The 14,943-nt window shown below is 74.9% G+C and carries 11 protein-coding genes; 5 read left to right on the top strand and 6 right to left on the bottom strand.

Annotation, left to right across the window (positions count from 1 at the left end; all coding sequences use genetic code 11):
* Positions 1–35: 35 nt before the first annotated feature.
* The gene (locus tag ACH4PU_RS16185; RefSeq protein WP_398271869.1) at positions 36–1,370 is read left to right on the top strand and encodes a PspC domain-containing protein; all 1,335 of its coding nucleotides are present in this window, start codon (positions 36–38) and stop codon (positions 1,368–1,370) included.
* A complete protein-coding gene (locus ACH4PU_RS16180; protein ID WP_398271867.1) occupies positions 1,357–1,584 on the top strand; it encodes a hypothetical protein in 228 nt (75 codons plus the stop codon). The genes ACH4PU_RS16185 and ACH4PU_RS16180 overlap by 14 nt, the downstream gene beginning before the upstream one ends.
* A gap of 30 nt (positions 1,585–1,614) precedes the next feature.
* Here ACH4PU_RS16180 and ACH4PU_RS16175 read toward each other — a convergent pair whose 3' ends face one another.
* Together ACH4PU_RS16175 and guaA are read right to left on the bottom strand one after the other, a co-directional pair.
* Positions 1,615–2,139 (bottom strand): DoxX family protein, encoded by a 525-nt coding sequence (locus ACH4PU_RS16175; RefSeq protein WP_398271865.1) that lies wholly within the window; start codon positions 2,137–2,139, stop codon positions 1,615–1,617.
* A 201-nt stretch (positions 2,140–2,340) separates the two neighbouring features.
* A complete protein-coding gene (gene guaA / locus ACH4PU_RS16170) occupies positions 2,341–3,936 on the bottom strand; it encodes a glutamine-hydrolyzing GMP synthase (protein WP_398271863.1) in 1,596 nt (531 codons plus the stop codon).
* 319 nt (positions 3,937–4,255) lie between these two features.
* Between guaA and ACH4PU_RS16165 the strand changes: the two genes are divergently transcribed.
* A complete protein-coding gene (locus tag ACH4PU_RS16165; protein WP_398271861.1) occupies positions 4,256–4,561 on the top strand; it encodes a chorismate mutase in 306 nt (101 codons plus the stop codon).
* Between the two features lie 722 nt (positions 4,562–5,283).
* Here ACH4PU_RS16165 and ACH4PU_RS16160 read toward each other — a convergent pair.
* From ACH4PU_RS16160 to ACH4PU_RS16145, 4 genes are all read right to left on the bottom strand, one after another.
* Positions 5,284–7,062 (bottom strand): GMC oxidoreductase, encoded by a 1,779-nt coding sequence (locus ACH4PU_RS16160; RefSeq protein ID WP_398271859.1) that lies wholly within the window; start codon positions 7,060–7,062, stop codon positions 5,284–5,286.
* Positions 7,063–7,114: 52 nt separating this feature from the next.
* Positions 7,115–8,749, bottom strand: coding sequence for a succinic semialdehyde dehydrogenase (locus ACH4PU_RS16155; RefSeq protein WP_398271857.1), 1,635 nt, complete (start codon positions 8,747–8,749; stop codon positions 7,115–7,117).
* Between the two features lie 153 nt (positions 8,750–8,902).
* Positions 8,903–10,804 (bottom strand): serine/threonine-protein kinase, encoded by a 1,902-nt coding sequence (locus ACH4PU_RS16150; RefSeq protein ID WP_398271855.1) that lies wholly within the window; start codon positions 10,802–10,804, stop codon positions 8,903–8,905.
* Positions 10,805–10,877: 73 nt separating this feature from the next.
* On the bottom strand, positions 10,878–12,158 hold the full coding sequence (locus tag ACH4PU_RS16145; RefSeq protein ID WP_398271853.1) for a serine hydrolase domain-containing protein: 1,281 nt from the start codon (positions 12,156–12,158) through the stop codon (positions 10,878–10,880).
* 231 nt (positions 12,159–12,389) lie between these two features.
* On the opposite strand from ACH4PU_RS16145, the gene ACH4PU_RS16140 reads away from it, so the two are divergent.
* Positions 12,390–13,574 (top strand): winged helix DNA-binding domain-containing protein, encoded by a 1,185-nt coding sequence (locus tag ACH4PU_RS16140; RefSeq protein WP_398271851.1) that lies wholly within the window; start codon positions 12,390–12,392, stop codon positions 13,572–13,574.
* 98 nt (positions 13,575–13,672) lie between these two features.
* A complete protein-coding gene (locus ACH4PU_RS16135; protein ID WP_398271849.1) occupies positions 13,673–14,848 on the top strand; it encodes a tetratricopeptide repeat protein in 1,176 nt (391 codons plus the stop codon).
* Positions 14,849–14,943 lie beyond the last annotated feature (95 nt).

Here is a 14,943-nt window from a genome sequence, read left to right as displayed (position 1 = left end):
TGCCGCCCGGCCGCCGCGATTGACACCATGTGCTCATGACCGACGCACCGCCCACCGAGAACCCGCAGCACCGGGACGCGCCACCCGCCGCGTCCGGGCCACCGCTGCGGCGCAGCCGCGACCACAAGGTGCTTTCCGGCGTGTGCGGAGGGCTGGGCCGCTTCTTCGACCTGGACCCCGTGATCTTCCGGGTGGTTCTCGGGGTCCTGGCGGTCACCGGTGGTTTCGGCCTGATCGTGTACGGCTTCGCGTGGCTGCTGATCCCCCTGGAGGGTGAGGAGGAGAACGAGGGCCGCCGGATGCTGTCGGGCCGGGTGGACGGCCCGGCGCTGACGGCGGTGCTGTGCGCGCTGGTGGGCTGCGGACTGTTCCTGTCCATGCTCAACAACAGCGGTGCCATGTCGTTCTCGCTCCTGCTGACCGTGACCCTGGTGGGGACGGCGTACTGGTCGCAGCGGCGCCGGACGCCCGACGCCGACCAGGAGGCGGCCTCGGTGCCCGGCGCCGGGAGGCCGTCGAAGGCGCAGAAGACGGTGGACGCGCCGCCCGAGACCCAGGCGCCTCCGCCGCCGGCCGCTCCGTCGTGGTGGCGGGATCCGCTCCTCCATGTGGAGGTGGCCGGCCTGCCGTATCACGGCACCGGTTACCTGTGGGGCCCGGATGACGGCGACGGCCCGAACGACGCCGTCCGGCGGGAGCCGCGGCGCGGGCGCCCGGCGCGGGACGGGCGGCAGCTCGGCGGCTGGACGTTCCTGCTGGCCCTCGCGGCGTTCTCGGCCGGCACGGCCCTCACCTGGCACGGGCACCCCCTGGGCACCTCGCTGGAGACGGGCCTGGCGTGCGCGCTGGGCGTGTACGGGCTGGGCATAGCCGTCAGCTCCCGCTACGGCCGCACCGGCGGCGGGACGGTCACCGCGGCCGTGCTGACCGGGCTGCTGCTGGTGGGGGCGGCGGCCCTGCCGAAGTCGGTCACAGCGGAGTGGCGCCGGGTGACGTGGCAGCCCGTGAGCGCGGCGGAGCTCCGGCCGGAGTACGAGGTCGGCACGGGCGTGGGCATCCTCGACCTGTCCCGCCTCTCCTGGCCGGCGGGAGGGCGGCCGGGCTCGAAGCCCCTGGCCGTCCGCGCCGAGGCGGGTGCCGGACGGCTGACGGTCGTTCTCCCGGACGACGTCACGGCCGAGCTGACGGCGGAGGTCGGCATCGGATACATCAAGCTGCCCGGCAGCGGCCGCGACGACGTGGACGTCCAGCCCCGCCAGAGCAAGCGGGTGACCGTGGGCCCGCGGCCGGGGCACACCTCGCGCGGCACGTTGGAACTGCGGCTCAAGGCCGGTCTCGGTGAAGTGGAGGTGACCCGTGCGACGCCATGACTTCGAACCCGGCAAGCTCATCATCGGGCTGGTGCTGACGGGCGGTGGGCTGGCCTACCTCGCGGCGGCGGCGGGCCGCTGGCACTTCCCCGCCTTCGCGCTGCTGCCCGCCCTGGTCGGGGGGCTCTGCCTGGCGGGGGCCACCTCGTCCGTCAGCCTCCTGGTGCAGCGGCACCGGGCGGCCCGTGCGCGGAGCCGGAGCGAGCGGGAGTGAGCCCCCGCCGCACCCCGGCCCGTGCCGGGCTCAGGTGAACAAGGCGCCCCGCCGGGCACGGGCCCGGCGGCGGGGGAGGACGGCGTCCAGGGAGAGGAGCGGAGCCCCCGCGATGACCAGTGGGATCCAGGCCATCAGATAGACGAGGTCGTTGCCGTAGTAGTAGGGGGTCGAGGGCCAACTGACCGTCAGCCAGAGGCAGAGCGAGATCAGCGCGCCACCGGCGGCCGCCACGCGGGCGAAGAGCCCGAGCAGCGTGGCCGCGCCCACGGCCGCCTCGCCGAGGCCGATCGCCCAGCCGAAGCCGACCGGGCTGTGCAGCCCCAGGTCGACGAGCCAGGGAGCGCCGGCGCTGTCCCGGCAGGACCGCATCAGCTCCCCGAGCGAGCCCGGGCCGTCGCTCGCGAGAAACGCTCCGTCGGTGAGCTTGTCGAGCCCCGCGTAGAGGAAGGTGACGCCGAGGAACAGCCGTAGCGGCAGCAGCGCGTACAGAGAAGCCGAGGGACGTCGTCCCGTACCGCCGCTCACCGTTTCCCCTCGCCCCAGGAGTGTCATGCCGTCCACCGCTCCTCTCGCTTCCCGGCCCGGGCGGCGCCTGTCCGCCCGCGCCCCGGTCATGCGTCGTACGACCCCCGACCCTACGCACCGCCGCGGTGAAGCGGACGGCCCCCCGCGCCCGGGCGGCCGGGAAAAGCCGTGCCGCCCTTCGTCCACAGCTGTGGACGAAGGGCGGCACGGTCGGGACTCAGGGAGGGGTCACTCCCACTCGATCGTCCCCGGCGGCTTGCTGGTCACGTCGAGGACGACGCGGTTGACGTCGCGGACCTCGTTGGTGATGCGGGTGGAGATCTTCGCCAGGGTCTCGTACGGCAGGCGCGACCAGTCGGCCGTCATCGCGTCCTCGGAGGAGACCGGGCGCAGCACGATCGGGTGGCCGTAAGTGCGGCCGTCGCCCTGGACGCCGACCGAGCGGACGTCGGCCAGCAGGACCACCGGGCACTGCCAGATCTCGCGGTCGAGACCGGCGGCCGTCAGCTCCTCGCGGGCGATGGCGTCGGCCTCGCGCAGCAGGTCGAGGCGCTCCTTGGTGACCTCGCCGACGATGCGGATGCCGAGGCCCGGGCCCGGGAAGGGCTGGCGCTGGACGATCTCGTCCGGGAGGCCGAGCTCCTTGCCGACCATGCGGACCTCGTCCTTGAACAGCTGGCGCAGCGGCTCGACGAGCTTGAACTCCAGGTCCTCGGGCAGGCCGCCCACGTTGTGGTGGGACTTGATGTTGGCGGTGCCCGTGCCACCGCCGGACTCGACGACGTCCGGGTAGAGCGTGCCCTGGACCAGGAACTCGACGGGCTGGTCGTCCGGCGCCTCGGCGACGATCTCGGCCTGGGCCTGCTCGAAGACCCGGATGAACTCCCGGCCGATGATCTTCCGCTTCTCCTCCGGGTCGGAGACGCCGGCGAGGGCGGCGAGGAAGCGGTCCTGCGCGTCCACGACCTTCAGCTTGACGCCGGTCGCGGCCACGAAGTCCTTCTCGACCTGCTCGGTCTCGCCCTTGCGCATCAGCCCGTGGTCCACGTAGACGCAGGTCAGCTGGGAGCCGATGGCCTTCTGGACGAGGGCCGCGGCGACCGCGGAGTCCACGCCGCCGGACAGGCCGCAGATGGCGCGCTTGGTGCCGACCTGCTCGCGGATGGCCGCGACCTGCTCCTCGATCACGTTGCCCGTGGTCCAGGTGGGCTCGATGCCCGCGCCCCGGTAGAGGAAGTGCTCCAGGACCTGCTGGCCGTGGGTGGAGTGCATGACCTCGGGGTGGTACTGCACGCCGTAGAGCTTCTTCTCGTCGTTCTCGAAGGCGGCGACCGGCACCAGGTCCGTGGACGCGGTGACGGTGAAGCCCTCGGGCGCGGCGGAGCAGGCGTCGCCGTGCGACATCCACACCGGCTGCTCGGCCGGGGTGCCCTCGAAGAGGGTGGAGGACGGCCGGGAGACGGACAGCGGGGTGCGGCCGTACTCGCGGGCACCGGTGTTGTCGACCGTGCCGCCGAGGGTCGTGGCCATCAGCTGGAAGCCGTAGCACATGCCGAAGACGGGGACGCCGGCCTCGAAGATCTCGCGGTCGAGCGTCGGGGCGCCCTGTTCGTACACGGACGAGGGGCCGCCGGAGAGGATGATCGCCTTCGGCTTGCGGGCGAGGATCTCGGCCACCGGCGTGGTGGACGGGACGACCTCGCTGTAGACCCGGGCCTCACGGACGCGGCGGGCGATGAGCTGGGCGTACTGCGCGCCGAAGTCGACGACGAGGACCGGCTCCGCGGTGTTGTCGTGGGCGGCGGGGGGTGGTGCTGCTGACACGGGAGCGGCCCTTCCGGCGGTCGAGGGTGGGGGTCTCTATTTGTCGATTCTACCGGGACGGGGGTGGTCGCTTTTGTCTCACCATCCGAATGCGGTTGGCTCCGGGACCCCCCGGGGGCCATACTGTCCGCCATGCGCGAGCACTCGACCTTCGTCTTTACCTATGGCACCGGCCCGTCCGGCTGCCATGGTCGTGCTGCTCAGCGATAGAACAGCGACTTCCACGAGCGCCCCGGGCCGGCCAAGGCCCGGGGCGCTCGTGCGTTTCTCCCCAGGGCCGTGCCGGCGCCGGGCCCCGGATCCGAGGAGAACACCCGACATGACCACGACCGCCACCCCCGCCGCCCCCGCCACCACCGACACCGGCGCCCGCACCGACGAGGCCGCCCGCCTGATCACCGGCGCCCGTGAGCGCATCGACGATCTCGACGGCAGGATCATCGGCCTCGTCCAGGAACGGATGGCCGTCTCGGAGGAGATCCAGCGCGAGCGCATCGCCTCCGGCGGGCGGCGCGTCAGCCTCTCCCGCGAGATGGAGATCCTCACCCACTACAGCGACCGGCTGGGCAAGAACGGCACCGTCCTCGCGATGACCCTGCTGGACCTCTGCCGGGGCCGCGTCTGACACTCCGGGTGACGGGACGGGCGGCGCGGCGGAAACCCGCCGCCCGTCCCGTCACCCGTACGGCGCGTGACCGGGCGCGATCCGCCTTCGTTGGAGTCGGTGTCCGCGCCAGCCAGGAGCGGCCCACCTGAATCCACGCGTGGTCTCCGCCCCTGTTCACCAGGGCGCCCGGCAACGACAGGGCGGATTCCACCGGAGTGTGAGACGCGCGCCGACGCGCGTCGTGGGACCTCACTCCGGTGGTACGGCGGCCGGTCGGCAGGGGACAGCAGCCCGGCCGCCACCAAGGAACGGTCGGTTCCGGGGACGCCTGGAACCGACCGTATCCACCCCGAACGGTTGCGTTCGACGCGGTTCATACCCCACGATGCGAAGAGGGCGCCAATTCCCCCGTACCGCTCCGCCATTGGTCGGACCACCGGAAGAACGCCCCGCACCACCCGGGACCGTACGGTTCCGGCACCGCACCACCCAAGGAACACCGCACCACCCAAGGAACACCGCACCACCCGAGGACCACGGCGCTCCCCCCGGCGCCGTACCGCGGCACCGGGCCGCCCTGTTCCACCGGTGCCGGCTGTCAAGGGCCCCGTGGCCGTCCGCACGCCCCCGCGTAGACGGTCCGGGGCCCTTCGCCTGCCGTGCGCCGTGCACGGCCCGTCGCGCGGCGCACGCCGCCTGCGCGCGACTCCGCGTTCACCGCCCGCGCCGGCGCCCGGCGTTCACTCCCGGGGCGCGGGCGGCACCGGCGGTACCGGCAGGAACGGCAGCCGCAACGCTCCGAACGCGTCCTTCGGGACCGCGGGTTCGCGCGGTTCCACGGCGGCCACGCGCTCGTACGCGCCGCCCTGTGCGGGCCGGGCGTCGGTCTCGCCCTTGTTGGGCCAGAAGGACATGGCCCGTTCGGCCTGGGCGGTGATGGTGAGGGACGGGTTGACGCCGAGGTTGGCGGTGACCGCGGAGCCGTCGACCACCGAGATCGACGGATGACCGTAGACGCGGTGGTACGGATCGATCACGCCCCGGTCGGGACCGGAACCGATCGTGCAGCCGCCCAGGAAGTGGGCCGTCAGCGGAGTGCCCATGAGTTCGCCCACGTTGCTGCCGGCGAACCCGCCGATCTCCTCGGCGATCCTGGTCGCCGCCTCCACCGCCTCGGGGATCTGCACCGGGTTGGGCGCGCCGTGCCCCTGCCGCGCGGTGAGCAGCCCCTTCCCCGGCCCCCTCCCGCGGCGGTACGTGGTGAGGGAGTTGTCCACGGACTGCATCACCAGGCCGATGATGGTCCGCTCGGACCAGCGCCGCTTGGAGAACGACCGCAGGAGGACCGCCGGGTGCCGCGCGCAGGTCGCGGCGAAGCCCAGGACGCGCGGCACCGCCCGGCCGGCGAGCGGGACCAGCGGGATCGACAGGAACCCCATCGCGTTCGACCCCTTGCCGTAGCGGACGGGCTCGATGTGCGTGTTCTCGTTGGGGTACGCGGACGAGGTGATGGCCACGCCGCGCGTGAAGTCGACGTCGGTGCCGTGCAGCGCGCGGTAGCGGTGGCCGGTGGTCTGCGCGCCGAACAGCGCCTCGGAGTTCGTCCTGGTCAAGTGCCCCAGGCGGGGCGAGAGTCGGGGCAACAGGCCGCGGTCGCGCATGGTGTGCAGGAGCGTCTGGGTGCCGTAGGTGCCGGCGGCGACGACCACGTGTTCCGCGCGCAGCACCCGGGGCGGGGCGCCGCGCCGCCGGTCGGTGGGGACGGTGACCACGCGGCAGCCGCCGTCGCGGAGTTCGCTCAGCGCCACCACCTTGGTCAGCGGGTGGATCACGGCTCCGGCCCGCTCGGCGAGGTGGAGGTAGTTCTCGTTGAGGGTGTTCTTCGCGCCGCGCCGGCAGCCGGTCATGCACTCGCCGCACTCGGTGCAGGCGGTGCGCGCCGGTCCGGCGCCGCCGAAGTAGGGGTCGGGCACCTCGGTCCCGGGCGCGACCGGGGCGTTGCCCTCCCCGTCCCGCCCGTCGCCGAAGAAGACGCCGACCGGGGCGGCCCGGAAGGTGTGGCCGTAGCCCATCCGGTCGGCGGCGGCCTTGAGGTGGACGTCGGACGGCGTCGTCGTCGGGTTGAGCCGTACGCCGAGCATGCGCCGCGCCTGCTCGTAGTACGGCTCCAGCTCCTTCCGCCAGTCGGTGATGTCCGCCCACTGCGGGTCGGTGAAGAACGACGGGGGCGGGACGTAGAGGGTGTTGCCGTAGTTGAGCGAGCCGCCGCCGACGCCGGCGCCCGCGAGGACCATGACGTGGCCCAGCACGTGGATGCGCTGGATGCCGTACAGGCCCAGGGCCGGCGCCCACAGGAAGTTCCGCAGGTCCCAGGACGTCTTCGGCAGGGAGTCCCGGGTGAAGCGCCGGCCGGCCTCCAGCACCCCGACGCGGTAGCCCTTCTCCGACAGCCGGAGGGCCGCCACCGCGCCGCCGAAACCGGATCCCACGACGATGACGTCGTAGTCGAACTGTGCCACCAGTACCTCCGTGTAAGGGGTCGGGGTGTGCGGGGCGGCGCGGCCGGGTGCGTCAGCGCAGGCGGAGGGCCTTCAGCGCGCGCAGGCCGCCGGTCATCAGCCGTGCGTACGCCGCGTCGTCCAGCCCGAAGGACGGCGCGAGCGGCACCAGCCGCTGGTGGGCGACGGTCTGCGCCTCGGTGAACTTGAGGATGCCCTCGGCGCCGTGCCGGCGGCCGATGCCGGACTCCCCCATGCCGCCCATGGGCGCGGCGGCGCTGCCGTAGGCGGCGGCGTACGCCTCGTTGACGTTGACCGTGCCCGCCCGGAGCCGGCCGGCGATCTCCCGGCCGCGCCGGCCGTCCCGGGTCCAGACGCTGGCGTTGAGCCCGTACGGCGTGGCGTTGGCGAGGCGCACGGCCTCGTCCTCGTCGTCGAAGCGGTAGACGGAGACGACCGGGCCGAACGTCTCCTCGGCACACACGGCCATCGGGGGCTCGACGCCCTCCAGGACGGTGGGTTCGTGGAAGAGGGGGCCGACGTCCGGCCGGGGTCGGCCGCCTGCGAGGACGGTGGCCCCCTTGGCGACGGCCTCCTCGACGTGCCGGACGACCGTCTCCAGCTGCCGCCGGGAGGTCAGCGAGCCCATGTCGGCGCCGTACGACAGGGAGGTGCCGAGCCGCAGGGCGCGGGTACGGGCGGTGAAGCGCTCCAGGAAGGCGTCGGCCACGGAGCGGTGGACGTACAGCCGCTCGATGGATACGCACAGTTGGCCGGCGGTGGAGAAGCAGCCGCGGACCGCCCCGGCGGCGGCCTTCTCCACGTCCGCGTCGTGCAGGACCAGCATGGCGTTCTTGCCGCCGAGCTCCAGCGAGGCGCCGACCAGGCGGGCGGCGGCGCGCCGGGCGACGTCGCGGCCGGTGCGGGTGGAACCGGTGAACGTCACGTAGTCGGCGTGCGCCACGACCTCGGAGCCGACGACCGGGCCCTCGCCCAGGACCACCTGCCACAGCTCCTCCGGGAGCCCCGCCTCGATCAGCAGCTCGCGGGCCCACAGCGCGGTGAGGGCCGTCTCGGTGTCCGGCTTCATGACCACCGCGTTGCCGGCGGCGAAGGCCGGGAGGGCGTCGCCGGCCGACAGCTCCAGCGGGTAGTTCCAGGGCGCGATCTGGCCCACCACACCGCGCGGGCGCCGCAGTTCGGTGACCTTGGTGAGCAGCGGCAGCACTCCCGTGTGCGCCTTCGGCCGCAGGTAGGAGGGGGCGCTACGGCCGTAGTGCCGGGCGGCGACGGCGACGGCCTGCACCTCCTCGTGCGCGTGCAGGCGGGCCTTGCCGGTCTCCAGCTGGATGAGGTCGAGGACCTCGGACTGCCGGCTCAACAGGAGGTCGTGGAAGCGCAGGAGGACATCCGCGCGCCGGCGCACCGGCACGTCCGCCCACCGGCGCTGCGCCTCGCGCGCCCGCGCGAAGGCCGCCGCGACGTCCTCCGGGGTCGCCTCCGGAAGGCGGGCCAGCTCCTCCTCGGTGAACGGGGTGTGGTTGGCGGTGGTGCCGGAACCGGTCACCCCCCGGGTGAGGCGGGCGACGAGCTCCGGGGTGACCACGTCGGCCGCCGTCCGGGTGTCCTTGGCCGGGGCGACGGGGTTGCCCCCGGGGTCCGCCGGGGCCTGCGCCGCCGCTGCTGTGCTGTGCCGCGAGTCCGTCATGAGGGCGAGCGTAGGCGGGGGCGCGGCCTTTTGGGTACCCGCAAGTAGCTTGTTTTCACCGGTCATCCACAATCCCGCCAGTGGTTGATGGCGGAGTCGGTGGGGTGGCCCGGGGCGGGGCCTCGCGGGATAGGGAACGCCGGGGCCCGGGGGTTACCCGGACCGGCCGAAGCTCCCAAGGGCGGTGTCGAACTGCCGGCGCCCCTCCGCGGACCGGGCGGCCGGGGCGGACACCCACACGTCGTACATCTTGCCGCCTTCGTTCCAGCAGACGTCCTCGGTGCGCCGCGGACCGGCGGTGTCCTCGAAGCCGTCCCAGGTGAACTCCCAGGAGGCCGCCTGGTTCCCGTTGTGCGTGGTGCGCGTGACGCGGCCGTCGCGGTAGCCCGGGTAGTGGTCCGGGCCCTGCGCGGCGGAGTCGCGCATGAAGCCGACGGGGCCGCCGTCCTTGGGGTCGGAGATCAGCACTCCGATGCGGAACTCCTTGTCCGGCGAGTAGTAGAAGACGCGCGGCGGCTCCAGCGAGCGGGTGTAGCCGTCGGGGACGGCGAGGGTGAAGCCCATCGGGTCCTGGACGACGTGGTAGCCCGCCGGCGCCTTGCCCGCCGCCGGGGACGCGGGCGGGGCCGGCGAGCCGGGCGGCAGGGTCTCCGGGGCGGCGCTCGCGGCCGGTCCCGCGGCGGAGGCCCCGGCGGTGGGCCCGTGCGGCCCGGGGCGCGCGGACGCGGCGGCGGACGGGTGGGCGGGGGTGCCGTGAACCACGACGGGCCCACGGGCGTCGTCCCGGTCCCCGTCGTCGCGCAGCAGCAGCCAGGCCGCCGCCCCGGCGCCCAGCCCGGCCAGGGTGACCACGGCGACACCCGCCAGGACGGCCGTGCGGACCCGCACGGTGCGGCGGGGCGCGGCGGCCGGCCCGCCGGACGGCCCGGGGGGCGGGACGAACGCGGCCGGGGGCGTCGCGGGCGGTGTGCCCGCGGGCGTCCCGGGGTGCGCGCCGGAAGCCGCCGCCTCCGGTGCGGGCGCGGGGGGTGTCGCGACCGGAGTGGGCGGAGTGCGCGGGCCGGAAGGGGAAGCGGGCGTGGCGGGTGCCGCATCCGGGGTGTGGGGCGCCGGAGTTGGGGTTCGCGGATCGACGGGCGGGGCCGGTGAGGCGGGCGGGGCGGGTGTCGGGGTGGGGACACTGCGCTGGGTGGGTGTGTAGTGGAGGGAGGCGGCCGGGGTACGGCCGGTGTCCAGGTAGGCGCGCAGCAGTCGTTCGGCCTCGTCCGCGCCCATGCGCCGGGCCGGGTCGCGCTCCAGCAGGCCGCGGACGACCGGCAGCAGCGGACCCGCGGACGACGGCGGCCGGATCTCGTCGTAGACCACCGCGTGCAGGATGCCGCCCAGCGAGTCGCGGTGGAACGGCGATTCGCCGCTGAGCACCGTGCAGAGCAGCACCCCCAGCGACCACAGGTCCGACTCCGGGCCCGCCCGGCCGCCGGCCATCCGCTCGGGCGCGGTGTACTCGGGCGATCCGACGAACGCCCCGGTCTCGGTGATCGTCGTGGCGCCCGACACCTGGGCGATGCCGAAGTCCGTGAGCACCACGCGCCCGCTGTCCGCCTCCAGGAGGACGTTCGGCGGCTTGATGTCCCGGTGCAGGACTCCCCGCTCGTGGGCGGCGCGCAGCGCGCCCAGCATCGCGAGCCCGATCCCGGCCGCCTCGCGCGCGTCCACCGGACCGTCCGCCGCCAGCCGGTCGGACAGCGACCGGCCGTCCACCAGTTCCATGACGATCCAGGGCCGGCCGTCCTGCTCCACGATGTCGTGCAGCACGATGACGTTCGGGTGTTTGATGAGGGCCACCGCCCGGGCCTCGCGCAGGGTGCGCTCCTGGGACGACAGCGCGGCCCCGGCGGACGCGGCGTCGTCCGTGTGCAGCTCCTTGACGGCCACCTCGCGGCCCAGCAGCTCGTCGGTGGCACGCCAGACGGTGCCCATGCCACCGCGCCCGATCCGCCGCCCCAGCCGATAGCGCCCCGCGATCACGCCGTCGTGTGCAGCGAAACTCCCCATGGGCGATATCTTGCCCCACGGGGTGGTCCCATGGGATCGCCGCACCGCCCGGCGCGGTGCCGGGGCCGCCGCGTCACCTTCCGGCCGGCCGCCCGGCGGTGAAGGCGGCCCGTATCAGGTCGTCGACGTGCCGTTCCCCGTCCTGCACGGGCGGAGTGGACCGGATCAGCGAGCAGGCCAGCCGGCGCGTACGGTCCCGGGTCCCGAACAGCCCGTTGACGTACCCCGGGCCCGCCCCGGTCCGGCCCCAGACCGCCGTTCCGTCCGGCGTTCCGTCCGGTGCGCCGGACGGCGTGCCGCCCGCCAGGACCACCCGCGTCAGGCCGCCCCGGCTGATCCGGTGCGGTACCGGATCCGTCACCGCCGCCGGTTCCGTCGCCACCGCCGGACCTGTCACCGCCGCCGGATCCGCCGCCGGTGCTCCCGGTCCGCTTCTTCCTCTCCCGCCGGTAACCCCGGCCCGCGGCAGGGTGGTCACGCCGGATCCCGGGAGCTCGAACAGCAGTCTCTGCTGGGCCGGTCCGAGGAGCCGGCCGCCCAGGAGCGCGTCGAGGAAGCGGTCCAGGTCGGCCGCCGTGGACACCATGCCGCCCGCGCACTCTCCACCCTCGCCCGCCGCGCCCCCGGGAACCCCCGCGTCCCCGGGCCGCGTGCCCGTCTGCGGGACGGCGGCACGCACAAGGCGGGTGCGGTACAGCCCCAGGGGCCGCGTGATGCGCTCCCGGAGCTCCTGGGCGAGGGGCCGGCCGGTCGCCCGCTCCACGACCAGGGCCGCCACCCACGCGTTGACGTCGTTCTCCTGCTGGCACTCGCCCGGCGCGAAGGCCCGGCCACCGCCCCGCAGCGCGGCCTCGACCGCCTCCTCCGGTGAACGGAAGACGGAAGGGTGCGGCCCGGGAAGGCCGCTGGTGTGGTCGAGCAGCATGCCGACGGTGACCGCGTCGTAGCCGTCCGGCCCGCCCGGCAACAGGTCCGGAAGGTAGTCGCGGACGGGCGCCTCCAGGGCGAGCAGGCCCTCCCCCGCCAGCCGCAGCACGAGGGTGCCGGTGAAGAGGGCGCTGACGCCGTCCGCCCGGAACAGGCCGTCCGCGCGCGCCCGTTCGCCCGCCGCCGGGTCGCCGGTGCCCGTCGAGCCCCACCAGTGCCCGTCCGCCCCGGCCACCCGGACCACCGCGCCCGTCACCTCCCCGGCCGGTATCCCGTCAACCGCCCGCCGCAGCGCGGCGCGATCCAGCGGCGGCGCCTGTCCGAGCCCGGCGCTCCCGCTCCGCATCACGGCCGACAGCCCGGCCGCCAGCGCCGCCCACCCCGCGCCGCGCGCCCTCGTTCTCGACTCCGCCCCACGCCGGGGCATCCCCGTCCCCACTCCGCGTGGCCCCGTCCTCGTCGTCTCCATGCCGTCCAGTCTTCCGGCGGAACGGCTCCCGGCCCATCCGGGAGACCCCCGACGTACCCCTGACTTCCTGTCAGGGTTGTCCCCGATCCGCACCCCTGAACGCGGCCCGGGGCGGCCCCTACCGTCCCGCCCGCCGGATGGCCCCCAAGTAGGCCAGGAGTCGACCTACATACCCCCTACCCTGCGGTCATGAGCAGCCTCCGCCCCCGCTTCAGCGACGATCAGCGCCGTGCCCGCATCGGACGCCGCCATCTCCTGGCGCCCGCGCACCGGGCCGGTTCGGCCGAAGAGGTCGCCGACGCCGTCGTGGCCCTGCACGCGACGGACCCGGCGACCGTGTACCTGTCCGTCTGCGCCCGGCTGGCGAAGCCGGCGGCGGACGAGGTGGACCGGGCGCTGTACGACGACGTCACACTGGTGAAGCTGCTCTCCATGCGGCGCACCCTCTTCGCCGTCACCACCGAACTCGCCCCCTACGTCGGTTCGTCGACCGCACGGGCCATCGCCGCCCGCGAGCGTGTGCAGTTGCTGAAGCACCTCCGGGAAAACATCGAGGAGGGGGCGCACTGGGACGAGGAACGGCTCGCAACGACCGAACGCGCCGCCCTCGACGCGCTCGCGGCCCGCGGCGAGGCGACGACCGCCGAGCTCAACAAGGATGTGCCCGCCCTGCGGGAGACGATCCTGACGTCCCCGGACAAGCCCTACGCCGCTCGCCAGAGCGTCGGCAGCCGCGTCCTGCGGCTGCTGGCCGCCGACGGCCACATCCGCCGCGCCCGGCCGCGCGGCTCCTGGACGAGCAGCATGTTCCCCTGGGCCGCCGTGGAGCAGCTGCCCGAGCTGCCCGTACGGGAGGCCAAGGCCGAACTGGCGCGCCGCTGGCTCGACTCGTTCGGTCCGGCGACCGAGACGGACCTCAAGTGGTGGACCGGCTGGTCGCTCGGGGACACCCGGAAGGCCCTCGCCGACGCGGGCGCGGTGGACGTGGAGCTGGACTGCGGGCCCGGCCGCGCGCTCCCCGGCCAGTTGGAGGAGGAGGCGCCCGCGGCCGGACCGTGGGCCGCCCTGCTGCCCGGGCTGGACCCGACGACCATGGGCTGGCGCCACCGCGACTGGTACCTGTCGCCCGGACACGTCCCCGCCCTCTTCGACCGCGCCGGCAACGCGGGCCCCACGGTCTGGTGGAACGGCCGCGTGGTGGGGGCGTGGGCGCAGCGCGCGGACGGCGAGGTGGTGTGGCGGCTGCTCGACGACGTGGGCCGGGAGGCGGTCGCCGCCGTCGAGGCCGAGGCGGAACGGCTGACCGGGTGGATCGGCGGCGTACGCGTCACGCCCCGGTTCCGCGCGCCGCTGGAGCGGGAGTTGGCGAATTAGGGCGGATCGCCGTGCGACGGCGCCGTTCCGGGCAGGGATGACCCTGTGCGGACGCAACCCGCCACCTGGACGACGGCGTCATGTACCGGGGGGTTGAAGTGGCCGAGAACAGCACGAAGGGGATACCGGCCCACGAGCCGGACGACATCGTTCCGCGCCTCGCCGAGGCCCGGGACGTTCTGCACTGGGGAGCGGCGGCGGAAGCCGCCGAAATCTACCGCGTACTACAGGAGGAGGCCGCCCGGCTCGGTCTCGTCCCGGAGCGGGCGGCGGCGCTCGTCGGCCTCGGGGACTGCGCCCTGGAGTCCGGTGAACTGAGCGACGCGCGCGACCACTTCGCGGAGGCGGAGCTGCTGCTCGCGGACGGACCGCCGGCCCGCCGGGCGCCCGCCCGACGGGGGCGCGCCACCGCGCACCTGCTGGCGGGCGAACTGCGGTACTGCTGCCACCTGCTGGAGACCGCGCTGGACGAGCTCGGCACCGCGGGCGCGGGGGACCCGCGGGCCCTGCTCGCCCTGCACACCACGGCCATCGCGCCGTACGTCGACCTCGGGGCGTACGCGCGGGCCGCGCGCGCCGCGGAGCTCGCGCTGGCGCTCACGGCGCAGGTGGACGATCCGGTGCTGGTGGCGGGCGCGCTGCGGGGAGCGGCCAGGACGCTCGTCGTCGAGGGGCGGTTCGCCGAGGCCGGCACCGCTCTGGCCAGGGCCCAGGAGCTGTGCCGGAGCCGGCGGATCCGCACCGAACTGGCGCACTGCCACTGGGCGCGCGGCTACGTCCACGCCCAGGACGGGCACCTGGGCGCCGCGGAACGCGAACTGCGCACGGCGCGCGCGATGCTGGCCGCGAAGCGGGCGCCGCTGTTCACCGTGCAGGTGGAGGTGGAGCTGGCGGACGTGCTGCGGCGGCGCGGCAAGGCCGACGAGGCGGCCGGCCTGCTGGCCCCGCTGCTGACGCCGGCCGCGCTGGGGGCCGAGCGGGGTGCCGTGCACGCGGGCGGGGCGCACCGGCTGCTCGGCCTGATGGCGGAGGACCGGGGCGACACCGAGTCGGCGGAGGAGCACTATTGCGCGGCCCTGTCGCTGCTGGAACGCACCGGGGCGGCCGGTGACCTGGCCGACCTGTGCCGGCTGCTCGGGGACCTGCTGCGGCGGACCGGACGCACGGAGGCGGCGCTGAACGCGTACCGGACGGGGCTCGGCCACCGTGCCGCGCCCGGTACGACGACGCTGGGGCCGGCGCCGCCGGTACCGCTGCGGCGGCCGTGCGGGTGAGCGGGGGGGGCGGGCCGGAGGGAGGGTGCCCCAGCCCCTCCCCCTCGCCCTTTCCCGGGGCTGCGCCCCAGCCCCCCTTCGCGGCTCCGCCGCTC

Source organism: Streptomyces sp. NPDC021100 (assembly GCF_044333095.1).
Classification (GTDB): domain Bacteria; phylum Actinomycetota; class Actinomycetes; order Streptomycetales; family Streptomycetaceae; genus Streptomyces.
Note: the sequence above shows the minus strand (reverse complement) of the source record. Positions and strands in the feature narration are given on the sequence as shown.

What these genes read in the sequence shown, in the direction of transcription:
- ACH4PU_RS16155 (WP_398271857.1), bottom strand. Translation starts at nt 8,749, where the DNA reads ATGACGGACTCGCGGCACAGCACAGCAGCGGCGGCGCAGGCCCCGGCG.
- ACH4PU_RS16140 (WP_398271851.1), top strand. Translation starts at nt 12,390, where the DNA reads ATGAGCAGCCTCCGCCCCCGCTTCAGCGACGATCAGCGCCGTGCCCGC.
- ACH4PU_RS16165 (WP_398271861.1), top strand. Translation starts at nt 4,256, where the DNA reads ATGACCACGACCGCCACCCCCGCCGCCCCCGCCACCACCGACACCGGC.
- ACH4PU_RS16150 (WP_398271855.1), bottom strand. Translation starts at nt 10,804, where the DNA reads ATGGGGAGTTTCGCTGCACACGACGGCGTGATCGCGGGGCGCTATCGG.
- ACH4PU_RS16175 (WP_398271865.1), bottom strand. Translation starts at nt 2,139, where the DNA reads ATGACACTCCTGGGGCGAGGGGAAACGGTGAGCGGCGGTACGGGACGA.
- ACH4PU_RS16185 (WP_398271869.1), top strand. Translation starts at nt 36, where the DNA reads ATGACCGACGCACCGCCCACCGAGAACCCGCAGCACCGGGACGCGCCA.
- ACH4PU_RS16145 (WP_398271853.1), bottom strand. Translation starts at nt 12,158, where the DNA reads ATGCCCCGGCGTGGGGCGGAGTCGAGAACGAGGGCGCGCGGCGCGGGG.